The sequence below is a fragment of the Rhodococcus sp. MurmanLake-1 genome, assembly GCF_056945715.1.
Map to the genome: position 1 here is coordinate 287,271 of NZ_JBWZNF010000002.1, position 16,384 is coordinate 303,654.

The following is a 16,384-nucleotide window of genomic DNA, read 5'->3' on the forward strand; positions in this document are numbered from 1 at the left end:
TGGAGTTCAGGCACATGTACGAGTGGTCCGACACCGACCTGATGTTCCGCGACGCCTTGCGGGGCTTTATCGACAAAGAGGTGCGACCTCACGTCGACGAGCTCGAAAGTGGTGCGCTGCCGCCGTTCGACATCATTCGCAAGCTGTACTCGACCTTCGGTCTGGCCGACATGGCACGCGAGGGCCTCGAGAAGTCGCTCGCACGCGAGCGCGGCGATGCTCCGTCCGGTGACGGTGAGAAGTCGAGCGCCTTCAGTGGCGCCGGCAGCATGGGCGTTGTGCTCAACAGCGAATTGGCCGGCGTCAGCCTCGGTCTTGTCGCGTCGTTGGGCGTCAGCCTCGGATTGGCCGCTGGAACTATCCGCAGCCGCGGCACACTCGCGCAGAAGGAACGCTGGCTCCCCGGCTTGGTGACATTCGAAACCGTCGGTGCATGGGCGATCACCGAACCGGACTCCGGCTCGGATGCCTTCGGCGGTATGAAGTCCTACGTACGCCGCGACGGTGACGACTACATCCTCAACGGCAACAAGACCTTCATCACCAACGGTCCGTACGCCGACGTGATGATCGTCTACGCAAAGCTCGACGAGGGGGACGCTTCGGTTGATCGTCGTGACCGCAAGGTGCTCGCCTTCATCCTCGACAAGGGCATGGAGGGGCTCACGCAGAGCCCGCCGTTCAAGAAGATGGGAATGAACTCCTCGCCCACCGGTGAGCTGTTCTTCGACAACGTCCGCATCACCAAGGATCGTCTGCTCGGCGAAACCGAGGACAGCGGAAAGTCCGACGGAAAGTCCAGCGCCAAGGAGAGCTTTGCCGCCGAACGCATCGGCATCGCATCGCTCTCGCTCGGCATCATCAACGAATGCCACCGTCTGAGCATCGAATACGCGAAGTCCCGCAAACTGTGGGGACGTGAGATCGGGCAGTTCCAGCTCATCCAGCTCAAGCTCGCCGAGATGGAGGTCGCTCGAATCAACGTGCAGAACATGGTCTTCAACGCGATCGAACGCACCGCGGCCGGAGACAAAGTGAGCCTGGCGGAGGCGTCGGCGATGAAGCTGTACTCGTCGCGCGCAGCGACCGAGGTCGCGATGGAAGCCGTGCAGCTGTTCGGTGGAAACGGCTACATGGCCGAGTACCGAGTGGAGCAGTTGGCGCGTGATGCCAAGTCGCTCATGATCTATGCGGGCAGCAACGAAATTCAGGTCACCCATATCGCCAAGGGCCTCCTGGGCTGACACCGGAACGTTTTCGCTGGTCGGTCGACCGCAGCAGGAACCGGATAGTCTTGCTGCGGTCGGCGACACCGCGCCGACGGATCGGAGTAAGCAGTGAACGCGCCAGATCCCACAAATGTTCATCCGATGGCCGGGCAACCACGAGTGGTGTTGCTGAAGCCGTTGATCGACAACCCGTTGATCGAGGTAGGGGAGTACACCTACTACGACGATCCGGAGTTCGCCGAAGAGTTCGAGACTCGAAACGTGTTGCATCACTACGGTCCCGACAAACTGGTGATCGGAAAGTTCTGCGCCCTGGCCACCGGTGTCACCTTCATCATGAACGGCGCGAACCATCGTATGAACGGTGTCTCCACTTACCCGTTCCCGATCATGGGCGGCGATTGGGCCCGGCACATGGATTTGGTGCAGGATCTGCCGTCGCGCGGTGACACCGTCGTGGGGAACGACGTGTGGTTCGGCGGGAACGTGACAGTCATGCCCGGTGTCCGGATCGGCCACGGGTCGATCGTGTCCACCGGCGCCGTCGTAACGCGCGACGTCCCGGACTACGCAATTGTCGGCGGCAACCCGGCAATGGAGATCAAGCGCCGCTTCAGCGCTGAAGACATCGAGAAGTTGGTGCGAATTGCGTGGTGGGACTGGCCGATCGAGAAGATCACCCGCCACGTCCGGTTGATCTCGGACGGAAGTGTCGCGGAACTCGAAGCGGTCGAGTGATCTCCGCGCCCGCTAGTTCGTTCGTGTGAGCGAGTAGTTCCGGACATAAAGCAGGGCGGCCGCGAGAAGGCCGACGGCAAGACCTGTTGCGGTGAAGGTGATCAGGTTCGGCTCGAGGTCGAAGTGGGTAACGGCCGATGCCGGGTAGGGGTTCTGAGGGTCGCGCGGTTCGGGAAGGACCACCGAATAGAAGGTGGGCGGCCAGATTCGTCCGACAACGGCAACCGCGAGTCCGTAGGCTGCGCCGAAAGCTGAAAGGGCAAGCGGAAGAGCAAATTTTCTACCGTGCGCGTCGCGGGCCAGTCGCCATCCCGTCGCGTTCAGTATCGCCGAGACGACAACGGCGACAGCCGTTCCGACCATCAGGAACCAAGCGGCCGCGGGGAACCAATGTGGTGCGTCGGAGTAGCTGTAGCCGTCGATCACCCACATGTACCCCGTCTTGCCGTCCTCTATCGGCGGCGGTGGTGGAGGTTGGATGCCGATATGTTCTGTCCGCGTGGATGGCGTGGCAAATCGCCAGGCGAGCACTCCGAGGACGCTCAGGAGTAATCCGGTCGCGATGAAAACTGCGAAGAGTGGTTCTGCAACGCGGTTGCGAAGCGTAGTGAGTCGCATTCGAGGATCGTCTCATCTCAGCCCGAGATCGAGACTCTTTGTCGGTGGCTTGCATTAGCTTGTGCGCATGACTCTCACACTCGGCATGATCACTTTCGACAGTCTCGATCCCGGTCCGCTCGCAACGTGGTGGGCGGCGCAGTTGGGCGGAAACATCGTCGAGGAGAACGACGGTTGGTTCTACATCGTCGCGGTCCCTGACAGCGCCACCAACTTCGCATTCCAGAAGGTCCCGGACCCCACTGCCGGCAAGAATCGCATCCATCTCGATTTGGGGAGTCCGGATCTCGACGCCGAGGTGGCGCGGCTCGTCGAGGCCGGAGCAACCGAGCACCACCGGGAGAACATGGACGGTTTCCGCTGGGTGACGCTCCTCGATCCTGATGGGAACCAGTTCTGCGTGTCCGGTCCTCACGCCTGAGCTGACAGGTTCTGAGCTCACCCGATTCGCGCCCACTGATTTCGTGCCCACTGATTTCGCGGGCACCGATTCGGGCATGATGAGGGGCATGACTTCTCAGACTTCTCGGACCGGGGCCGACGCAGTCGGCCTGTGCAGCTTCGTCGATTCGTCACCGTCGCCGTTCCATGTGTGCGCGACGGTGGCGACCGAGCTGACGGCCGGTGGGTTCGTCGAAGTCCACGAAACGCAGTCGTGGCCCGCCGAGCCCGGACGGTACTTCCTCGTGCGCGGTGGTTCGCTGATTGCCTGGAGCACCGAGGGCGTGGAAAACGCCGCTCCGTTCCGGATCGTCGGAGGTCACACCGACAGCCCGAATCTGCGGGTCAAACAGCATCCCGACCTCACTTCGGCCGGGTGGCAGATGGTGGGCCTCGAACCGTATGGCGGTGCGTGGCTGAACTCCTGGCTCGACCGCGATCTCGGTATCTCCGGCCGATTGAGTGTCCGGGTGGGAAACACGGTGGAGCAGAAGCTGGTTCGCATCGACGACCCGATTCTGCGTGTTCCGCAGTTGGCTATCCACCTGTCCGAAGATCGCAAGGGCGTGACGCTGGATCCGCAGCGGCACCTCAACGGAATCTGGGGAGTGGGTTCGAAACCCAAGTCGTTCATCGGATTTGTCGCCGAGCGTGCGGGTGTAGCCGCGTCGTCGGTTCTCGGCTGGGAATTGATGACACACGATCTTGCGCCCAGCGCAGTCGTGGGGGTGGACAAGGAATTGGTCAGCGCCCCTCGGCTGGACAATCAGGGCACGTGTTATGCAGGGACACAAGCACTTCTGGCCGCAGTCGAGTCACCTGGTCAGCAGGTCCCGGTGCTCGCACTCTTCGATCATGAAGAGGTCGGCAGCATGTCCGACCGTGGAGCTTTCTCAGATCTGCTGAACACCGTGCTCGAACGGATCGTGTTGGGGCGCGGTGGTGGCCGCGAAGAATTCCTGCAGGCGATGGCGGGCTCGGTGTGTGCGTCGGGCGACATGGCTCACGCGACGCACCCCAACTACCCGGACCGCCATGAGCCCGCTCATCGGATCGAGATCAACGGTGGGCCTGTACTCAAGGTGAACCAGAACCTGCGATACGCCACCGATGCGGCCGGTGCAGGCGAATTCGCGCTCGCGTGCGATCAGGCGGGAGTGCCGATGCAGCGCTACGTCCACCGCGCCGATCTGCCGTGCGGCTCCACCATCGGACCCATCACGGCATCACGGACCGGACTGTCCACCGTCGACGTCGGCGCACCCCAGCTCGCGATGCACTCTGCCCGCGAGTTGATGGGCGCGGCAGACGTCCGCATGTATGCCGACGCGCTCGGTGCCTTCCTCACGCCTCGAAGTTAGAGGTCGCGTAGTTAAAGTGCTGAGAGCCCGGCGGGTGCGGCCGGGAGACCCTCGAAGAAGTCGGCGCTCGGTGTGAAGAACATCGAGCCCGTCACGGCCGTCGAGAAGTCGAGTAGTCGGTCGTAGTTGCCGCGGGGGTCGCCGAGAAACATGTTCTCCAGCATCCGTTCGGTGATCGCAGGCGTGCGGCAGTAGCCGATGAAAAAGGTGCCGATCTCGTCGTCACCGAGGCGCCCGTACGGCATGTTGGCACGCAGGATCTCGAGAGCCTTGCCGTTCTCGTCCTTGATTGCGTTGAGCGCGACGTGCGAGTTGGCCGGCTTCACGTCGGACGTCATCTCGATGTCCTCGAGCTTGCTGCGCCCGATCACACCCTCCTGCTCGTCGACGGTGATTGCTTCCCAATCGCGCATCTTGTGGATGTAGCGCTGGATATGGACGTAGCTGCCGCCGGTGAACGCAGGATCCTCGTCGCCGACCGTCACTGCAGCGACGGCGTCGCGGCCGACCGGATTCTCGGTGCCGTCGACGAAGCCGATGAGGTCGCGGTTCTCGAAGTACTGGAAGCCGTGAACCTCGTCGACCACCGTGGCCGCGCCGTGCAGTCGCTTCGTGATCTGCCGAGCCACCTCGAAACACGCGTCCATACTCATCGCGCGGATGTGGAAGAGCAGATCACCGGGAGTCGACGGCGCCGAGTGAACGTCACCCTGCAAAGCGGTGAACGGGTGCAGCAGCGCAGGGCGCTGACCGGCGAACAGTCGATCCCAGGCCAGCGAACCGATGCTCGTCACGACGTCCAAACCCGATCCAGGGACGCGCAGCCCCACAGCCCGCTGCAGGCCGGCGACATCGGCGAGCAGTTTTCGTGTGGTGTTCTCGCCACCCGGATTCACGGTCGCGACCAGGAAAATTGCAGCCGGAGTGAGGGGAGTGGTCACCGACTGGGACTGTGCCGTGAGGTCGGCTTGACGAACATCCTGGGGCATGCGAGACCTTTCGAGGGAAAGAATGAACCGGCCTGACCTTAAGAAAACCGACCGGATTACCCAAACCGGGGCGGGTGTGACGGGCGATACTTCGCAGGCCCGGAGGTGTTGCGGGTGCTGCCGTCTGCGGAAGTCGTCGGCCCACACCGATAGACTGTCCCCCGGCACGTTCTTTCGTTGGGCACATTCGTGGTGTCCCGCTCCGCGCCGGCTTGCCTCTTGACTCCCGTAGGGAAGGGACCACTCTCCAGTGTCTGCTCACCAGGTCGATACCGTCACGCACGCATCGGCTGATCCCGATGCCGCTCAGCCGTTCAAGGAGCTCGGTCTCAAGGACGACGAATACGCACGCATCAAGGAGATCCTGGGCCGCCGTCCCACGGACGCCGAACTGGCGATGTACTCGGTGATGTGGAGCGAGCACTGCTCGTACAAGTCCTCGAAGGTCCACCTCGGATACTTCGGCAAGACCACCACCGACGAGATGCGCGCCAACATGCTGGCCGGTATCGGCGAGAACGCCGGCGTCGTCGACATCGGTGACGGCTGGGCAGTCACGTTCAAGGTCGAGAGCCACAACCACCCCTCGTACGTCGAGCCCTACCAGGGTGCGGCAACCGGTGTCGGCGGCATCGTCCGCGACATCATGGCCATGGGTGCTCGTCCGATCGCCGTCATGGATCAGCTTCGGTTCGGCGCTGCTGACGCCCCCGATACCCGTCGCGTCGTCGACGGTGTCGTGCGTGGTGTCGGTGGATACGGAAACTCCCTCGGCCTCCCCAACATCGGCGGCGAGACGGTCTTCGACGAGTCCTACGCAGGCAACCCGCTGGTCAACGCACTGGCAGCCGGCGTCATGCGCGTCGAGGATCTGCATCTGGCCTTCGCTTCGGGTGCAGGCAACAAGATCATCCTGTTCGGCGCACGCACCGGTCTCGACGGCATCGGCGGCGTCTCGGTCCTCGCGTCGGCGACGTTCGACGACGAGGGTGGAGACACCGGCGGACGTAAGAAGCTCCCTGCGGTTCAGGTTGGCGACCCCTTCACCGAGAAGGTGCTCATCGAGTGCTGTCTCGACCTCTACAAGGCCGGCCTCGTTGTCGGCATCCAGGACCTCGGCGGCGCCGGACTGTCCTGCGCCACCTCCGAGTTGGCTGCGGCCGGCGACGGCGGCATGCACATCAACCTCGAGAAGGTTCCGATGCGCGCCACCGGCATGACCCCCGCCGAGGTGCTCTCGAGCGAATCGCAGGAGCGCATGTGCGCCGTGGTCACGCCCGAGAACGTCGATGCGTTCATGGAGGTCTGCAAGAAGTGGGACGTCCTGGCCACCGACATCGGCGAGGTCACCGACGGTGAGCACCTCACCATCTCCTGGCACGGCGAGACCGTCGTCGACGTTCCCCCGCGCACCGTCGCTCACGAGGGCCCGGTCTACAACCGTCCCGTCGAGCGCCCGGCAAGCCAGGACGCGTTGATCGCGAACACGACCGCCGGACTGAAGCGTCCCGAAACCGACGCCGAGCTCGAAGCGACCCTGCTGAAGATGATCGCCTCGCCTGCCCTGTGCAGCCGCAAGTGGATCACCGAGCAGTACGACCGCTACGTCCGCGGTAACACCGTCCTGGCCGAGAACGCCGACGGCGGTGTCATCCGCATCGACGAGAAGACCGGACGCGGAATCGCTCTGTCCACCGACGCTTCGGGCCGCTACACCGCTCTCGATCCGTACACCGGTGCGCAGCTCGCATTGGCCGAGGCTTTCCGCAACGTGGCAGTCACGGGCGCAACGCCCAAGGCCGTCTCCAACTGCCTGAACTTCGGTTCTCCCGAGGACCCGGGTGTCATGTGGCAGTTCCAGCAGGCTGTTCGCGGCCTCGCCGACGGCTGCGCCACCCTCGGCATCCCCGTCACCGGCGGCAACGTCAGCTTCTACAACCAGACCGGATCCACGGCCATCCTGCCGACGCCGGTGGTTGCCGTCCTCGGTGTGATCGACGACGTTCACCGCCGTATCCCGACGGGCCTCGGACTCGAGCCTGGCGAGACGCTGATCCTGCTCGGCGACACCCACGACGAGTTCGACGGCTCCATCTGGTCGCAGGTCGAGCACGGTCACCTCGGTGGCGTGCCGCCGAAGGTCGACCTCGCCCGTGAGCAGCTGCTTGCGGACATCCTGCTCGCCTCCTCGCGTGACGGACTGGTCACCGCAGCTCACGACCTCTCCGAGGGTGGACTGGCCCAGGCTGTCGTCGAAGCCGCGCTGGCCGGCGAAACCGGTTGCCGCATCCTGATTCCCGAGGGCGCAGATCCGTTCGTGACCCTGTTCTCGGAATCGTCCGGACGCGTCCTGGTTGCGGTTCCTCGCACCGAGGAGACCCGCTTCACCGGTATGTGCACCGCTCGCGGCTTGCCGTGGACGCGTATCGGGGTCGTCGACGAGGGCAGCGACTCCGTCGAGGTCCAGGGACACTTCTCCGTCACGATGGCCAAGCTCCGTGAGGCCTTCGAGGGAACGCTGCCCGCACTGTTCGGGTGATAGATGGTCGATTCCGGAGAACTGACTTCTTCTGACAGCCAGCCGCAGGAACACCACCTGCGGCTGGCTGTTCCCGCATCTCTCGAGAAGTTCGACAACCGCTTCACCGAGTGGGCGTGGGGGCTCCTCAAACTCGACTTCACCGGCATCGCGTTTGCCGCGTTCTTCTTCTGCTGGTCTCTGACGCCGTCGTTGCTGCCGCGCGATTGGCTCTTCCAGGGTCTGATCGGCGGCATCAACTCGGCCATCGGCTACGGCGTCGGCACCGCGATCGGTTGGGCTGTGGAGCGATACCTGCTCAGCGGTCGACGGTGGTGGCCCCTGCCCGAGCCGGTGCCTTCCGCGATCAAGGTCTTCGTACCGGTCGCATCCATCGTCGCGGCGATCATCATGTTGGTCTACGCCGCCGGGTGGCAACGCGAAATTGCGGCGCTGACCGACGCCGAAGGCACGACCACCTCCGGCTACATCCGAACCCTCGGATTGAGCCTCTTCATCGGCGGCCTGCTCATCTCGATCTGGCGGGTCCTCCACGATCTGGTGAAACTGATTGCCCGACAGCTGATGCGGCGGTTCCACTGGTCGCGGTCTGTGGCCAATGGTGTCGGCGTCCTGGTTGTCACCGTCCTGTTCTTCATGTTGGTCGACGGCGTCCTCGTCCGCGGAATCTATGCCGCGACCAACTCGATCTTCAGTCTGCAGAACTCGACCACTCGCGACGGCGTCGTCGAACCGCAGGATCCGATGAAATCGGGCAGCCCCGAATCTGCTGCTCCCTGGGACACATTGGGGTTCGAGGGGCGCAACTTCGTCTCGCGTGGACTGGACGCCCAGGAACTCGAAGCGGCAACCGGTAAGCCTGCGATGGATCCGATTCGCGTGTATGCCGGACTCGAAAGCGCCGAAGATCCCGAAGAGCGCATGGATCTGGTCATCAAGGAACTGGAGCGAACCGGCGCCTTCCAACGCAAGGTCCTCGTGGTCATTCCGACGACAGGTACGGGGTGGGTCAATCCCACTGCGGCACAGGCAATCGAGCTTGTACACGGCGGCGACACTGCTCTTGTCGCCAGCCAGTACTCGTACCTGCCGAGTTGGATCTCGTTCCTCGCAGACCAGGAGAAGGCGCAAGCTGCCGGTCGCCTGTTGATCGAGCGGGTACACGAAAGATGGCTTCAGGAACCGGAAGCCACCAGACCGAAGTTCATGGTCTACGGCGAGAGCCTCGGCGTCATGGCCGGCGCGGGGGCATTCGACACACTGCAAGCGGCGCGCGATACCGCCGACGGAATTCTGTGGGTAGGTCCACCGAACGCGACGCAGTTGTGGCGTTCGATCGAGAAGAGGCGCGATCCCGGCACTCCCGAAGTGGCGCCCGTGTACGCGGACGGTCTGGCCGGAGTCCGGTTCGCGGATCGCTCCGCAGACATTCCGACCGACGGTATGACGTGGCCGCAGCCGCGAGTTCTGTTTGTCCAGCATCCTTCCGATCCGGTGGTGTGGTGGTCACCCGACCTCATGTTCAACCGGCCCGAGTGGCTCAAGGAAGTACCGGGATTCGACCGCTCACCGTCGATGAAATGGTTCCCGGTCGTGACGTTCTGGCAGGTGTCTGCAGACCTCGGTAACGCCGCGGGAGTTCCGGACGGTCACGGTCACAATTACGGAACCTCCGTTCTGGACGCCTGGATCAGCGTCACCCAGCCCGAGGGATGGACGGCCGCAGAAACCGAGCGGGTGCGGTCGGCGTTGGTTGTCGCCGTGAAATCCGAGGGCCCCGAGAAGTGAGGGGAGTCGCCTCGATCGCGCTCTCCGCCGCCGCGATCACCTGGAGCAACGTCGTGCTTCCGGCATTCGGTCTTTCGCCTCGCGCTCGCGCCGTGGTCAACACCGCAGCCGGTCTGTCGGCCATCGGAGTCTTACTCGCACGTGGTTACACCCGCGAGGAACTCGGATTGGCACACACCGGAATTCGTGGTGGTGCCCAGTTCGGCGGAGCCGCGGCCGGGGCGGTCCTCACCGGCTACAGCGCCGCTCTGGTTGTCCCGTCCTTGCGTGCGACACTCGCTGCCGACGAGCGAGCAGACGGCCGTGAGGACTTCCTCGAATGGATCATCTTGCACATCCCCTTCGGCACGGTGCTTTCCGAGGAACTGTTGTTCCGTAGCGCGATGTCCGCAGTCTGGAATCGTGAGCTGAACCGTCCCACCGCGCAGGCTGTTCATGCACTGACTTTCGGGTTGTGGCACGTCGCCCCCGCCCGCGGTGCCGGCGACAACGTTCCCGCTGCAGTGGCATTCACCGGCGCGTCGGCACTGCTGTTCGAGTGGCTGCATCGCAGGGGTGGCAGCGTCCTCGCACCGGCATTGCTGCACCTCGCGACCAATGCCGGTGGCGCACTTGCCGTTCGTATCGCTACTCGCAGACAGGGAGTGAACTGATGCCGCCCCGCCGCGCCGTCGACCCCGCCGAATTCCGTGCCGCCGTCCTGGCTGTCGGCCCGTGGCTTCGCGATCCGGAACTTCCGAAGCCTTCTCGCGCCGAACTCGGCGCCGCAGTGAAGATGAGTGCTCGCACTCTCGAACAGATCGCCCCCGGATCGAGCGTCGAGGTGCGGGTGCCGCCGTTTGTCGCAGTGCAATGCATCGAAGGTCCACGTCATGCGCGCGGAACCCCGCCCAACGTCGTCGAGACGGACGCTCGCACGTGGTTGCAGATGGTCACCGGATTGCTCGAGTTCTCCGAGGCCGCAGGGGACGGACGAGTCGACGCATCAGGTAGCCGCGCCCCCGAAATTGCGCACTGGCTCCCACTGCTCCGGTTGGCGTAGTGACAGAGACCATCCGGTTCGCTTCGGCGTGATCTGAGGCCCAAGGCTGCCCTCAGGGGAAGTGTGTCCCAAAATGGCCGTAGACTGTGGATGCCCCCCAACCCCTGCCCACAAAGGGAGCGCCCGGTGACTCGTGCCGATCTGTCGGTCAACAGTCCAAATCTCCTCGCTTCGAACCCGTCCGACGAGGACGAGAACGAGCCCCGCGAAGAATGCGGTGTATTCGGCGTCTGGGCGCCGGGAGAGGATGTGGCGAAGCTCACTTATTACGGCCTGTACGCACTTCAGCACCGTGGTCAAGAAGCTGCCGGCATTGCGGTAGCCGACGGCTCCCAGGTGTTGGTGTTCAAGGATCTCGGCCTGGTCAGCCAGGTATTCGACGAGCAGACTCTCGCAGCGATGCCAGGACATGTCGCCGTCGGACATTGCCGTTACTCCACCACCGGTTCCACGACGTGGGAGAACGCGCAGCCCATCTTCCGTACGACCACTGCCGGTACCGGCATCGCGCTCGGCCACAACGGCAACCTGGTCAACACCGCTGAACTCGCGAGCCGCACCCGTGCAGCCGGCCTGGTCAACGACAAGCGCCCCAATGCCGCGACTTCCGACTCCGACCTCATCGGTGGTCTCCTGGCACACGCTGCCGGCGACAGCACCATCGAACAGGCCGCGATGGAATTGCTTCCCACGTTGGAGGGCGCGTTCTGCCTCACCTTCATGGACGAGCACACGCTGTACGCAGCGCGCGATCCGCACGGCATCCGCCCGCTCTGCCTCGGTCGACTCGACCGCGGTTGGGTAGTCGCCAGCGAGACCGCAGCCCTCGACATCGTCGGCGCGTCGTTCGTTCGCGACATCGAACCCGGTGAGCTTCTCGCGATCGACGCAGACGGCGTCCGCTCCTCGCGTTTCGCGAACCCGACTCCCAAGGGTTGTGTCTTCGAGTACGTCTACCTCGCGCGTCCCGACAGCGTCATCGGTGGCCGTTCGGTCCACTCGACCCGCGTCGAGATCGGCCGTCTGCTCGCCAGCGAGCACCCCGCCGAAGGCGATCTGGTCATCCCCGTTCCCGAGTCCGGCACCCCCGCAGCCGTCGGGTACGCCCAGGGTTCGGGCATTCCTTACGGCCAGGGTTTGATGAAGAACGCTTACGTCGGCCGTACCTTCATCCAGCCGTCGCAGACGATCCGTCAGCTCGGTATCAGGCTCAAGCTCAACCCGCTCAAGGAAGTCATCCGCGGCAAGCGGCTTGTGGTGGTGGACGATTCGATCGTCCGCGGTAACACTCAGCGTGCGCTCATCCGGATGCTCCGCGAAGCCGGCGCCCTTGAAATTCACGTCCGTATCGCCTCGCCGCCGGTCAAGTGGCCCTGCTTCTACGGCATCGACTTCGCCTCACCGGCCGAATTGATTGCCAACGGCGCAGGCGGACAGGATGCGACGTTCGAGGAAATGCTCGACGGTGTGCGTCGTTCCATCGGAGCGGACACGCTCGGATACATCTCCACCGAAGGCATGATCGCCGCGACCGAGCAGCCGGCCAGCCGTCTGTGCGCCGCGTGCTTCGACGGGACCTACCCGATCGCGCTTCCCAAGGAAACCTCGATCGGCAAGAACGTCCTCGAGGGGATGCTCGAGAGCACCGCAGGTTCGACGGCCACTCGCGACAACGACAACGCGAGCGCGCTCAGCCGCCCCTGAACACCGAAAGCGCTGAAGTTTCGATAGCCGAGAATCTGCCGTCCACAACATGTGGGCGGCAGATTTTCTGTTCCACGACTTTCCGATCGACGACACGGAATACGTCGTGAGCATCTGGCATAGTGCCCTCCGTGGCGCAACTGAGAATGGATGGGCACCGGGTACTGGTCGCAGACCTGGTGGGGGACACCATCAAAGCGATCAACGGTTCGATGGTGGCGTACGAAGGTGCGATCACCTTCAAGAACGCCGGAATGGGCGGTGGCGGTGGGTTACGTGCCGCGCTGAAACAGAAGGCGGCAGGTGAATCACTGTCCCTGATGGAAGTCAGCGGACAAGGCACCGTCTACTTCGCGGTCGACGCCCAGGACATCACGATCATCGAACTCGACAACGACGCTCTGCACGTGGAAGCGTCACAGTTGCTCGCACTGGTCGGACAGCTGCGAACCGATGTGAAATTTGCCGGCCTCCGCGGCGCAGGTTCCGGACAGGGCTTGTTCACGACGGTCGTCAGCGGCACCGGTCTGGTGGCCGTGCTGTCGAAGGGCGGACCGATCATCGCGCTCGAAGTCAGCCCGCAGTATCCGCTGGTTGCCGATCCCGACGCATTCGTCGCTCACCGTGGCCAGCTCAACCAGAGCTTCGTCACCGACGTCACCTGGCGCTCCGCGATCGGCGGTGGCAGCGGTGAAGCGTTCTCGCTGCGATTCGACGGATCCGGAGTCGTCTACATCCAGCCCGAGGAGCGCTGAACCATGCCGTTGGAATTGGTGAACAGCAAGGTCGTCAAGTCGACCCTCGCGCCTGGCCAGAACGTGCTCGCCCGCACCGGGTCGATGCTCTACTACACCGGTGACGTCCGCTTCATCCCGCACAGCATGGGCGGTGGGCCAGGCGCCATGCCGAACATGGGCGGTATCGCCGGGATGGCCGGCCGCATGATGTCCGGCGAGCATGCACGCATGATGGCGGCCGAGGGAAACGGTGAGGTCTTCTACGGGCACGCCGGTTTGTATGTCGAGGTCATCCACCTCGACGGTTCGTCGATGCTCACGGTCGAAGCCGACCGACTCCTCGCACACGACGGTTACCTCCAGAGTTCGATAGTCGCTCTCACGTCGCAGGGCGGTGTGCGCGGAGCGGTACGCGGAGCGATGACCGGTCAAGGGCTGTTCACGACGCAGTTGCACGGACAGGGAAGCGTCGCGGTTCTCTCGCACGGGGGCGCGATTCCGTTGCAGGTCGGTCCGAACAATCCTCAGGTCGTCGTCGACCCGCAGGCATACGTGTGCCACATCGGTCAGATCAACGTCGACATCTCCGCGAACGTCGGCTGGCGCGAGGCCGTCGGCAAGGGCTCGGGGGAGTCCATCCAGCTGAAGATGACCGGCGCCGGCACCGTCTGGGTCCAGGCGTCCGAGCAGAAGTTCTGAGAGGGCAAAGAGCATGGGTATCGAAATTCACAATCCGGCAACTCTGCCCGCCAACGACAACGTCCCGGGCAACGACTACGCCTTCTGCGTCGAGATGGCCGGACAACCGTGGTTCACGTCCAAGGGCGCGATGATCGCGTACTACGGAAACATCAACTTCGAGCCGCTCGGGCGCACGAGCATGACGGCGATCGTCGCGGCCAGGTTCTCTTCGCCGCTCTACGCGGACGACTGGGTGCTCGCCCAGGGGCAGGGCAAGTTGATCCTCGGCGACCGCGGATTCAACATCAATTCCTACGACCTCGACGACGGCAACCTCACGATTCGCGCGGCGAATCTCCTCGCCTTCGAGACGAGCCTGGACCTCAAACAGTCCATCGTCCCAGGCTTTTTGACGCTGCTGGGAACGGGCAAGTTCCTGGCGTCGTCCAACGGCCCGGTCATGTTCGCGGAGCCGCCGCTGCGCATCGACCCGCAGGCGTTGGTGGGTTGGGCCGACTGCCCGTCGCCGTCCCATCACTTCGATGCGGACTGGATGCAGAGCTTCCTGGGCGCGGTTCGCGGAAGCATGTTCGGCGCGAATACCGGTGAAGAACGCCAGTTCGATTTCACCGGAGCCGGCACGGTGCTGATCCAGTCGAGCGAGAAGGTCGTCCACGACGGGCACCTCCTCAAACACATCGAATCCGAGACCGTTGCACTCGGGCAGAACAGTCTGCGAGCGCTGCACTCCTCGATCGGTGCGCGGCTGCAGAACTGACGTCTCGGGGTACGCGAGGTCTCACCGAGGGGGCCGGTCCGGTAGCGTATGGGCGTAATCGTCGGTATTTGTGTGCGCGCTCTGGGTCTCGAGTCGAACGATCCATCTCGCGTCACGAGGATTGCAAACACTTCACATTGCAAGACCACTTACCTGTGCACGAGCAATACGTGCTCGCGAGAAATACAAGGCTGGAGTAGTAACCCGATGACCGAGGACAGTCACCGCACCGCAGGCGCCTCCTACGCGGCAGCAGGAGTCGATATCGCCGCAGGCGACCGGGCGGTGGAACTCTTCGCCCCTCTGGCCAAGAAGGCCAGCCGCCCCGAGGTCATGGGTGGCCTCGGTGGTTTCGCCGGCTTGTTCTCCCTCAAGGGTGACTACAAGGAGCCGCTGCTCGCCGCATCGACCGACGGCGTCGGAACCAAGCTCGCTGTCGCGCAGGCGATGGACAAGCACGACACGGTCGGACTCGACCTCGTCGCCATGGTTGTCGACGACCTCGTCGTCTGTGGCGCCGAGCCGCTGTTCCTTCAGGACTACATCGCTGTCGGCCGGGTCATCCCCGAGCGCGTCGCGGAATTGGTCAGCGGCATCGCCGAGGGCTGCATCCAGGCCGGTTGCGCTCTCCTCGGTGGCGAGACCGCCGAGCACCCCGGCATCATGGCTGACGGTGACTACGACCTCTCCGCCACCGGCGTCGGTGTCGTGGAGGCCGAGAAGCTGCTCGGACCGGACCGCGTTCGCCCCGGCGACGTCGTCATCGCCATGGGCTCGTCGGGACTGCACTCCAACGGTTACTCGCTGGCCCGCAAGGTCCTGCTCGAGATCGACCGCATGAACCTGAGCGCACACGTCGACGAGTTCGGCCGCACGCTCGGTGAGGAACTGCTCGAGCCCACCAAGATCTACGCCAAGGACTGCCTGGCACTCGCTGCCGAGACCGACGTGCGCACGTTCTGCCACGTCACGGGTGGCGGCCTTGCCAACAACCTCGCGCGCGTCATGCCCAAGGGCTTGGTCGCCGAACTCGATCGCGGAACCTGGAGCCCCGCTCCGGTGTTCGCGATGATCGCGCAGCGCGGACGCGTCGAGCGCGCCGAGATGGAGCAGACCTTCAACATGGGCGTCGGCATGGTTGCCGTCGTGGCGCCCGAGGACGTCGACCGCGCACTTGCCGTCCTGACTGCACGCCACATCGACTGCTGGACGCTCGGTAGCGTCAAGAAGGCGTCGGACGCCGCTGCAGAGCGTGCGTTCCTGGCCGGAGACCACCCGCGCTTCTAGGCCGCAACGTCAGCTGCCCCATCGGAGAGATCCGGTGGGGCAGTTTTGTGTGTCCGTACAAGCAGGCGCGGGGCAGAAAATGGAACGCAAAAATGAGGAAGAGCGATCAGCTCTTCCTCATTTCACAGTCTGCGCGGTGGCAGTGCGCGGTCAACGCCGCCAGTCGTCGTAGTCGTCCTCTCGCGCATGCCCTTCCCTATCGGAAGTCTGGTCCGATCGGACACTGCTCCGATGCGAGTTGGTCGATCCACCTGCGAGCTCTCTTTGCAGGCTGTCGAAATCCGTGGTCGGTACGCTGTACTTCAATTCGCGTGCAACCTTGGTCTGCTTTGCCTTAGCCCGGCCGCGGCCCATGGCTGACCCCCTCGCGCTTTCGCGGGGCGGCCTGGGGAATTTGGCGGCCCCGTTTGAGTGTGTAAGTTTCCTGACACACACTCTAGCGTGGAAAAGTC

The 16,384-nt window shown here is 63.9% G+C and carries 16 protein-coding genes; 13 read left to right on the forward strand and 3 right to left on the reverse strand.

Annotated features, from left to right (window positions below):
• Positions 1–14: 14 nt before the first annotated feature.
• Positions 15–1,244 carry an acyl-CoA dehydrogenase family protein gene (locus AC2ETI_RS07710; RefSeq protein ID WP_007733810.1) on the forward strand — a complete coding sequence of 410 codons (1,230 nt, stop codon included), beginning with the start codon at positions 15–17 and terminating at the stop codon, positions 1,242–1,244.
• Positions 1,245–1,370: 126 nt separating this feature from the next.
• On the forward strand, positions 1,371–1,967 hold the full coding sequence (locus AC2ETI_RS07715) for a CatB-related O-acetyltransferase (protein ID WP_070385775.1): 597 nt from the start codon (positions 1,371–1,373) through the stop codon (positions 1,965–1,967).
• A 12-nt stretch (positions 1,968–1,979) separates the two neighbouring features.
• Here the strand turns inward: AC2ETI_RS07715 and AC2ETI_RS07720 are convergent, their stop codons facing one another.
• Positions 1,980–2,585, reverse strand: a complete 606-nt coding sequence (locus AC2ETI_RS07720) for a hypothetical protein (RefSeq protein ID WP_483633750.1) — start codon at positions 2,583–2,585, stop codon at positions 1,980–1,982.
• A gap of 67 nt (positions 2,586–2,652) precedes the next feature.
• Between AC2ETI_RS07720 and AC2ETI_RS07725 the strand changes: the two genes are divergently transcribed.
• Both AC2ETI_RS07725 and AC2ETI_RS07730 read left to right on the forward strand, forming a co-directional pair.
• A complete protein-coding gene (locus tag AC2ETI_RS07725) occupies positions 2,653–3,006 on the forward strand; it encodes a VOC family protein (protein ID WP_020970627.1) in 354 nt (117 codons plus the stop codon).
• A gap of 88 nt (positions 3,007–3,094) precedes the next feature.
• Positions 3,095–4,387, forward strand: coding sequence for a M18 family aminopeptidase (locus tag AC2ETI_RS07730; RefSeq protein WP_029256132.1), 1,293 nt, complete (start codon positions 3,095–3,097; stop codon positions 4,385–4,387).
• 11 nt (positions 4,388–4,398) lie between these two features.
• On the opposite strand, the gene AC2ETI_RS07735 is transcribed toward AC2ETI_RS07730, so the two are convergent.
• Positions 4,399–5,376 carry a Dyp-type peroxidase gene (locus AC2ETI_RS07735; RefSeq protein ID WP_336503608.1) on the reverse strand — a complete coding sequence of 326 codons (978 nt, stop codon included), beginning with the start codon at positions 5,374–5,376 and terminating at the stop codon, positions 4,399–4,401.
• Positions 5,377–5,626: 250 nt separating this feature from the next.
• Between AC2ETI_RS07735 and purL the strand changes: the two genes are divergently transcribed.
• The 9 genes from purL to purM all read left to right on the forward strand — a co-directional run bounded on the left by purL (position 5,627) and on the right by purM (position 15,932).
• On the forward strand, positions 5,627–7,915 hold the full coding sequence (purL, locus tag AC2ETI_RS07740) for a phosphoribosylformylglycinamidine synthase subunit PurL (protein WP_019745104.1): 2,289 nt from the start codon (positions 5,627–5,629) through the stop codon (positions 7,913–7,915).
• A gap of 3 nt (positions 7,916–7,918) precedes the next feature.
• Positions 7,919–9,703 carry an alpha/beta hydrolase gene (locus tag AC2ETI_RS07745; protein ID WP_019745103.1) on the forward strand — a complete coding sequence of 595 codons (1,785 nt, stop codon included), beginning with the start codon at positions 7,919–7,921 and terminating at the stop codon, positions 9,701–9,703.
• Complete coding sequence (locus AC2ETI_RS07750; RefSeq protein WP_019745102.1) at positions 9,700–10,356, forward strand: CPBP family intramembrane glutamic endopeptidase; 657 nt, start codon at positions 9,700–9,702, stop codon at positions 10,354–10,356. Before AC2ETI_RS07745 ends, AC2ETI_RS07750 begins: the two co-directional genes overlap by 4 nt.
• Entirely contained in the window at positions 10,356–10,745 is a 390-nt protein-coding gene (locus AC2ETI_RS07755) for a sterol carrier family protein (protein WP_483633751.1), read from the forward strand. Before AC2ETI_RS07750 ends, AC2ETI_RS07755 begins: the two co-directional genes overlap by 1 nt.
• 126 nt (positions 10,746–10,871) lie before the next feature.
• Positions 10,872–12,449: an amidophosphoribosyltransferase gene (purF, locus tag AC2ETI_RS07760; protein WP_003940541.1), complete on the forward strand. Its 1,578-nt coding sequence runs from the start codon at positions 10,872–10,874 to the stop codon at positions 12,447–12,449.
• Positions 12,450–12,595: 146 nt separating this feature from the next.
• The gene (locus tag AC2ETI_RS07765) at positions 12,596–13,204 is read left to right on the forward strand and encodes an AIM24 family protein (protein ID WP_020970622.1); all 609 of its coding nucleotides are present in this window, start codon (positions 12,596–12,598) and stop codon (positions 13,202–13,204) included.
• 3 nt (positions 13,205–13,207) lie between these two features.
• A complete protein-coding gene (locus tag AC2ETI_RS07770; protein ID WP_003939918.1) occupies positions 13,208–13,885 on the forward strand; it encodes an AIM24 family protein in 678 nt (225 codons plus the stop codon).
• Between the two features lie 13 nt (positions 13,886–13,898).
• Positions 13,899–14,645, forward strand: coding sequence for an AIM24 family protein (locus AC2ETI_RS07775; protein ID WP_019745100.1), 747 nt, complete (start codon positions 13,899–13,901; stop codon positions 14,643–14,645).
• A 207-nt stretch (positions 14,646–14,852) separates the two neighbouring features.
• Complete coding sequence (gene purM / locus AC2ETI_RS07780; protein ID WP_003940225.1) at positions 14,853–15,932, forward strand: phosphoribosylformylglycinamidine cyclo-ligase; 1,080 nt, start codon at positions 14,853–14,855, stop codon at positions 15,930–15,932.
• A 150-nt stretch (positions 15,933–16,082) separates the two neighbouring features.
• Here purM and AC2ETI_RS07785 read toward each other — a convergent pair whose 3' ends face one another.
• Positions 16,083–16,286 carry a DUF3073 domain-containing protein gene (locus AC2ETI_RS07785; RefSeq protein WP_003940337.1) on the reverse strand — a complete coding sequence of 68 codons (204 nt, stop codon included), beginning with the start codon at positions 16,284–16,286 and terminating at the stop codon, positions 16,083–16,085.
• Positions 16,287–16,384 lie beyond the last annotated feature (98 nt).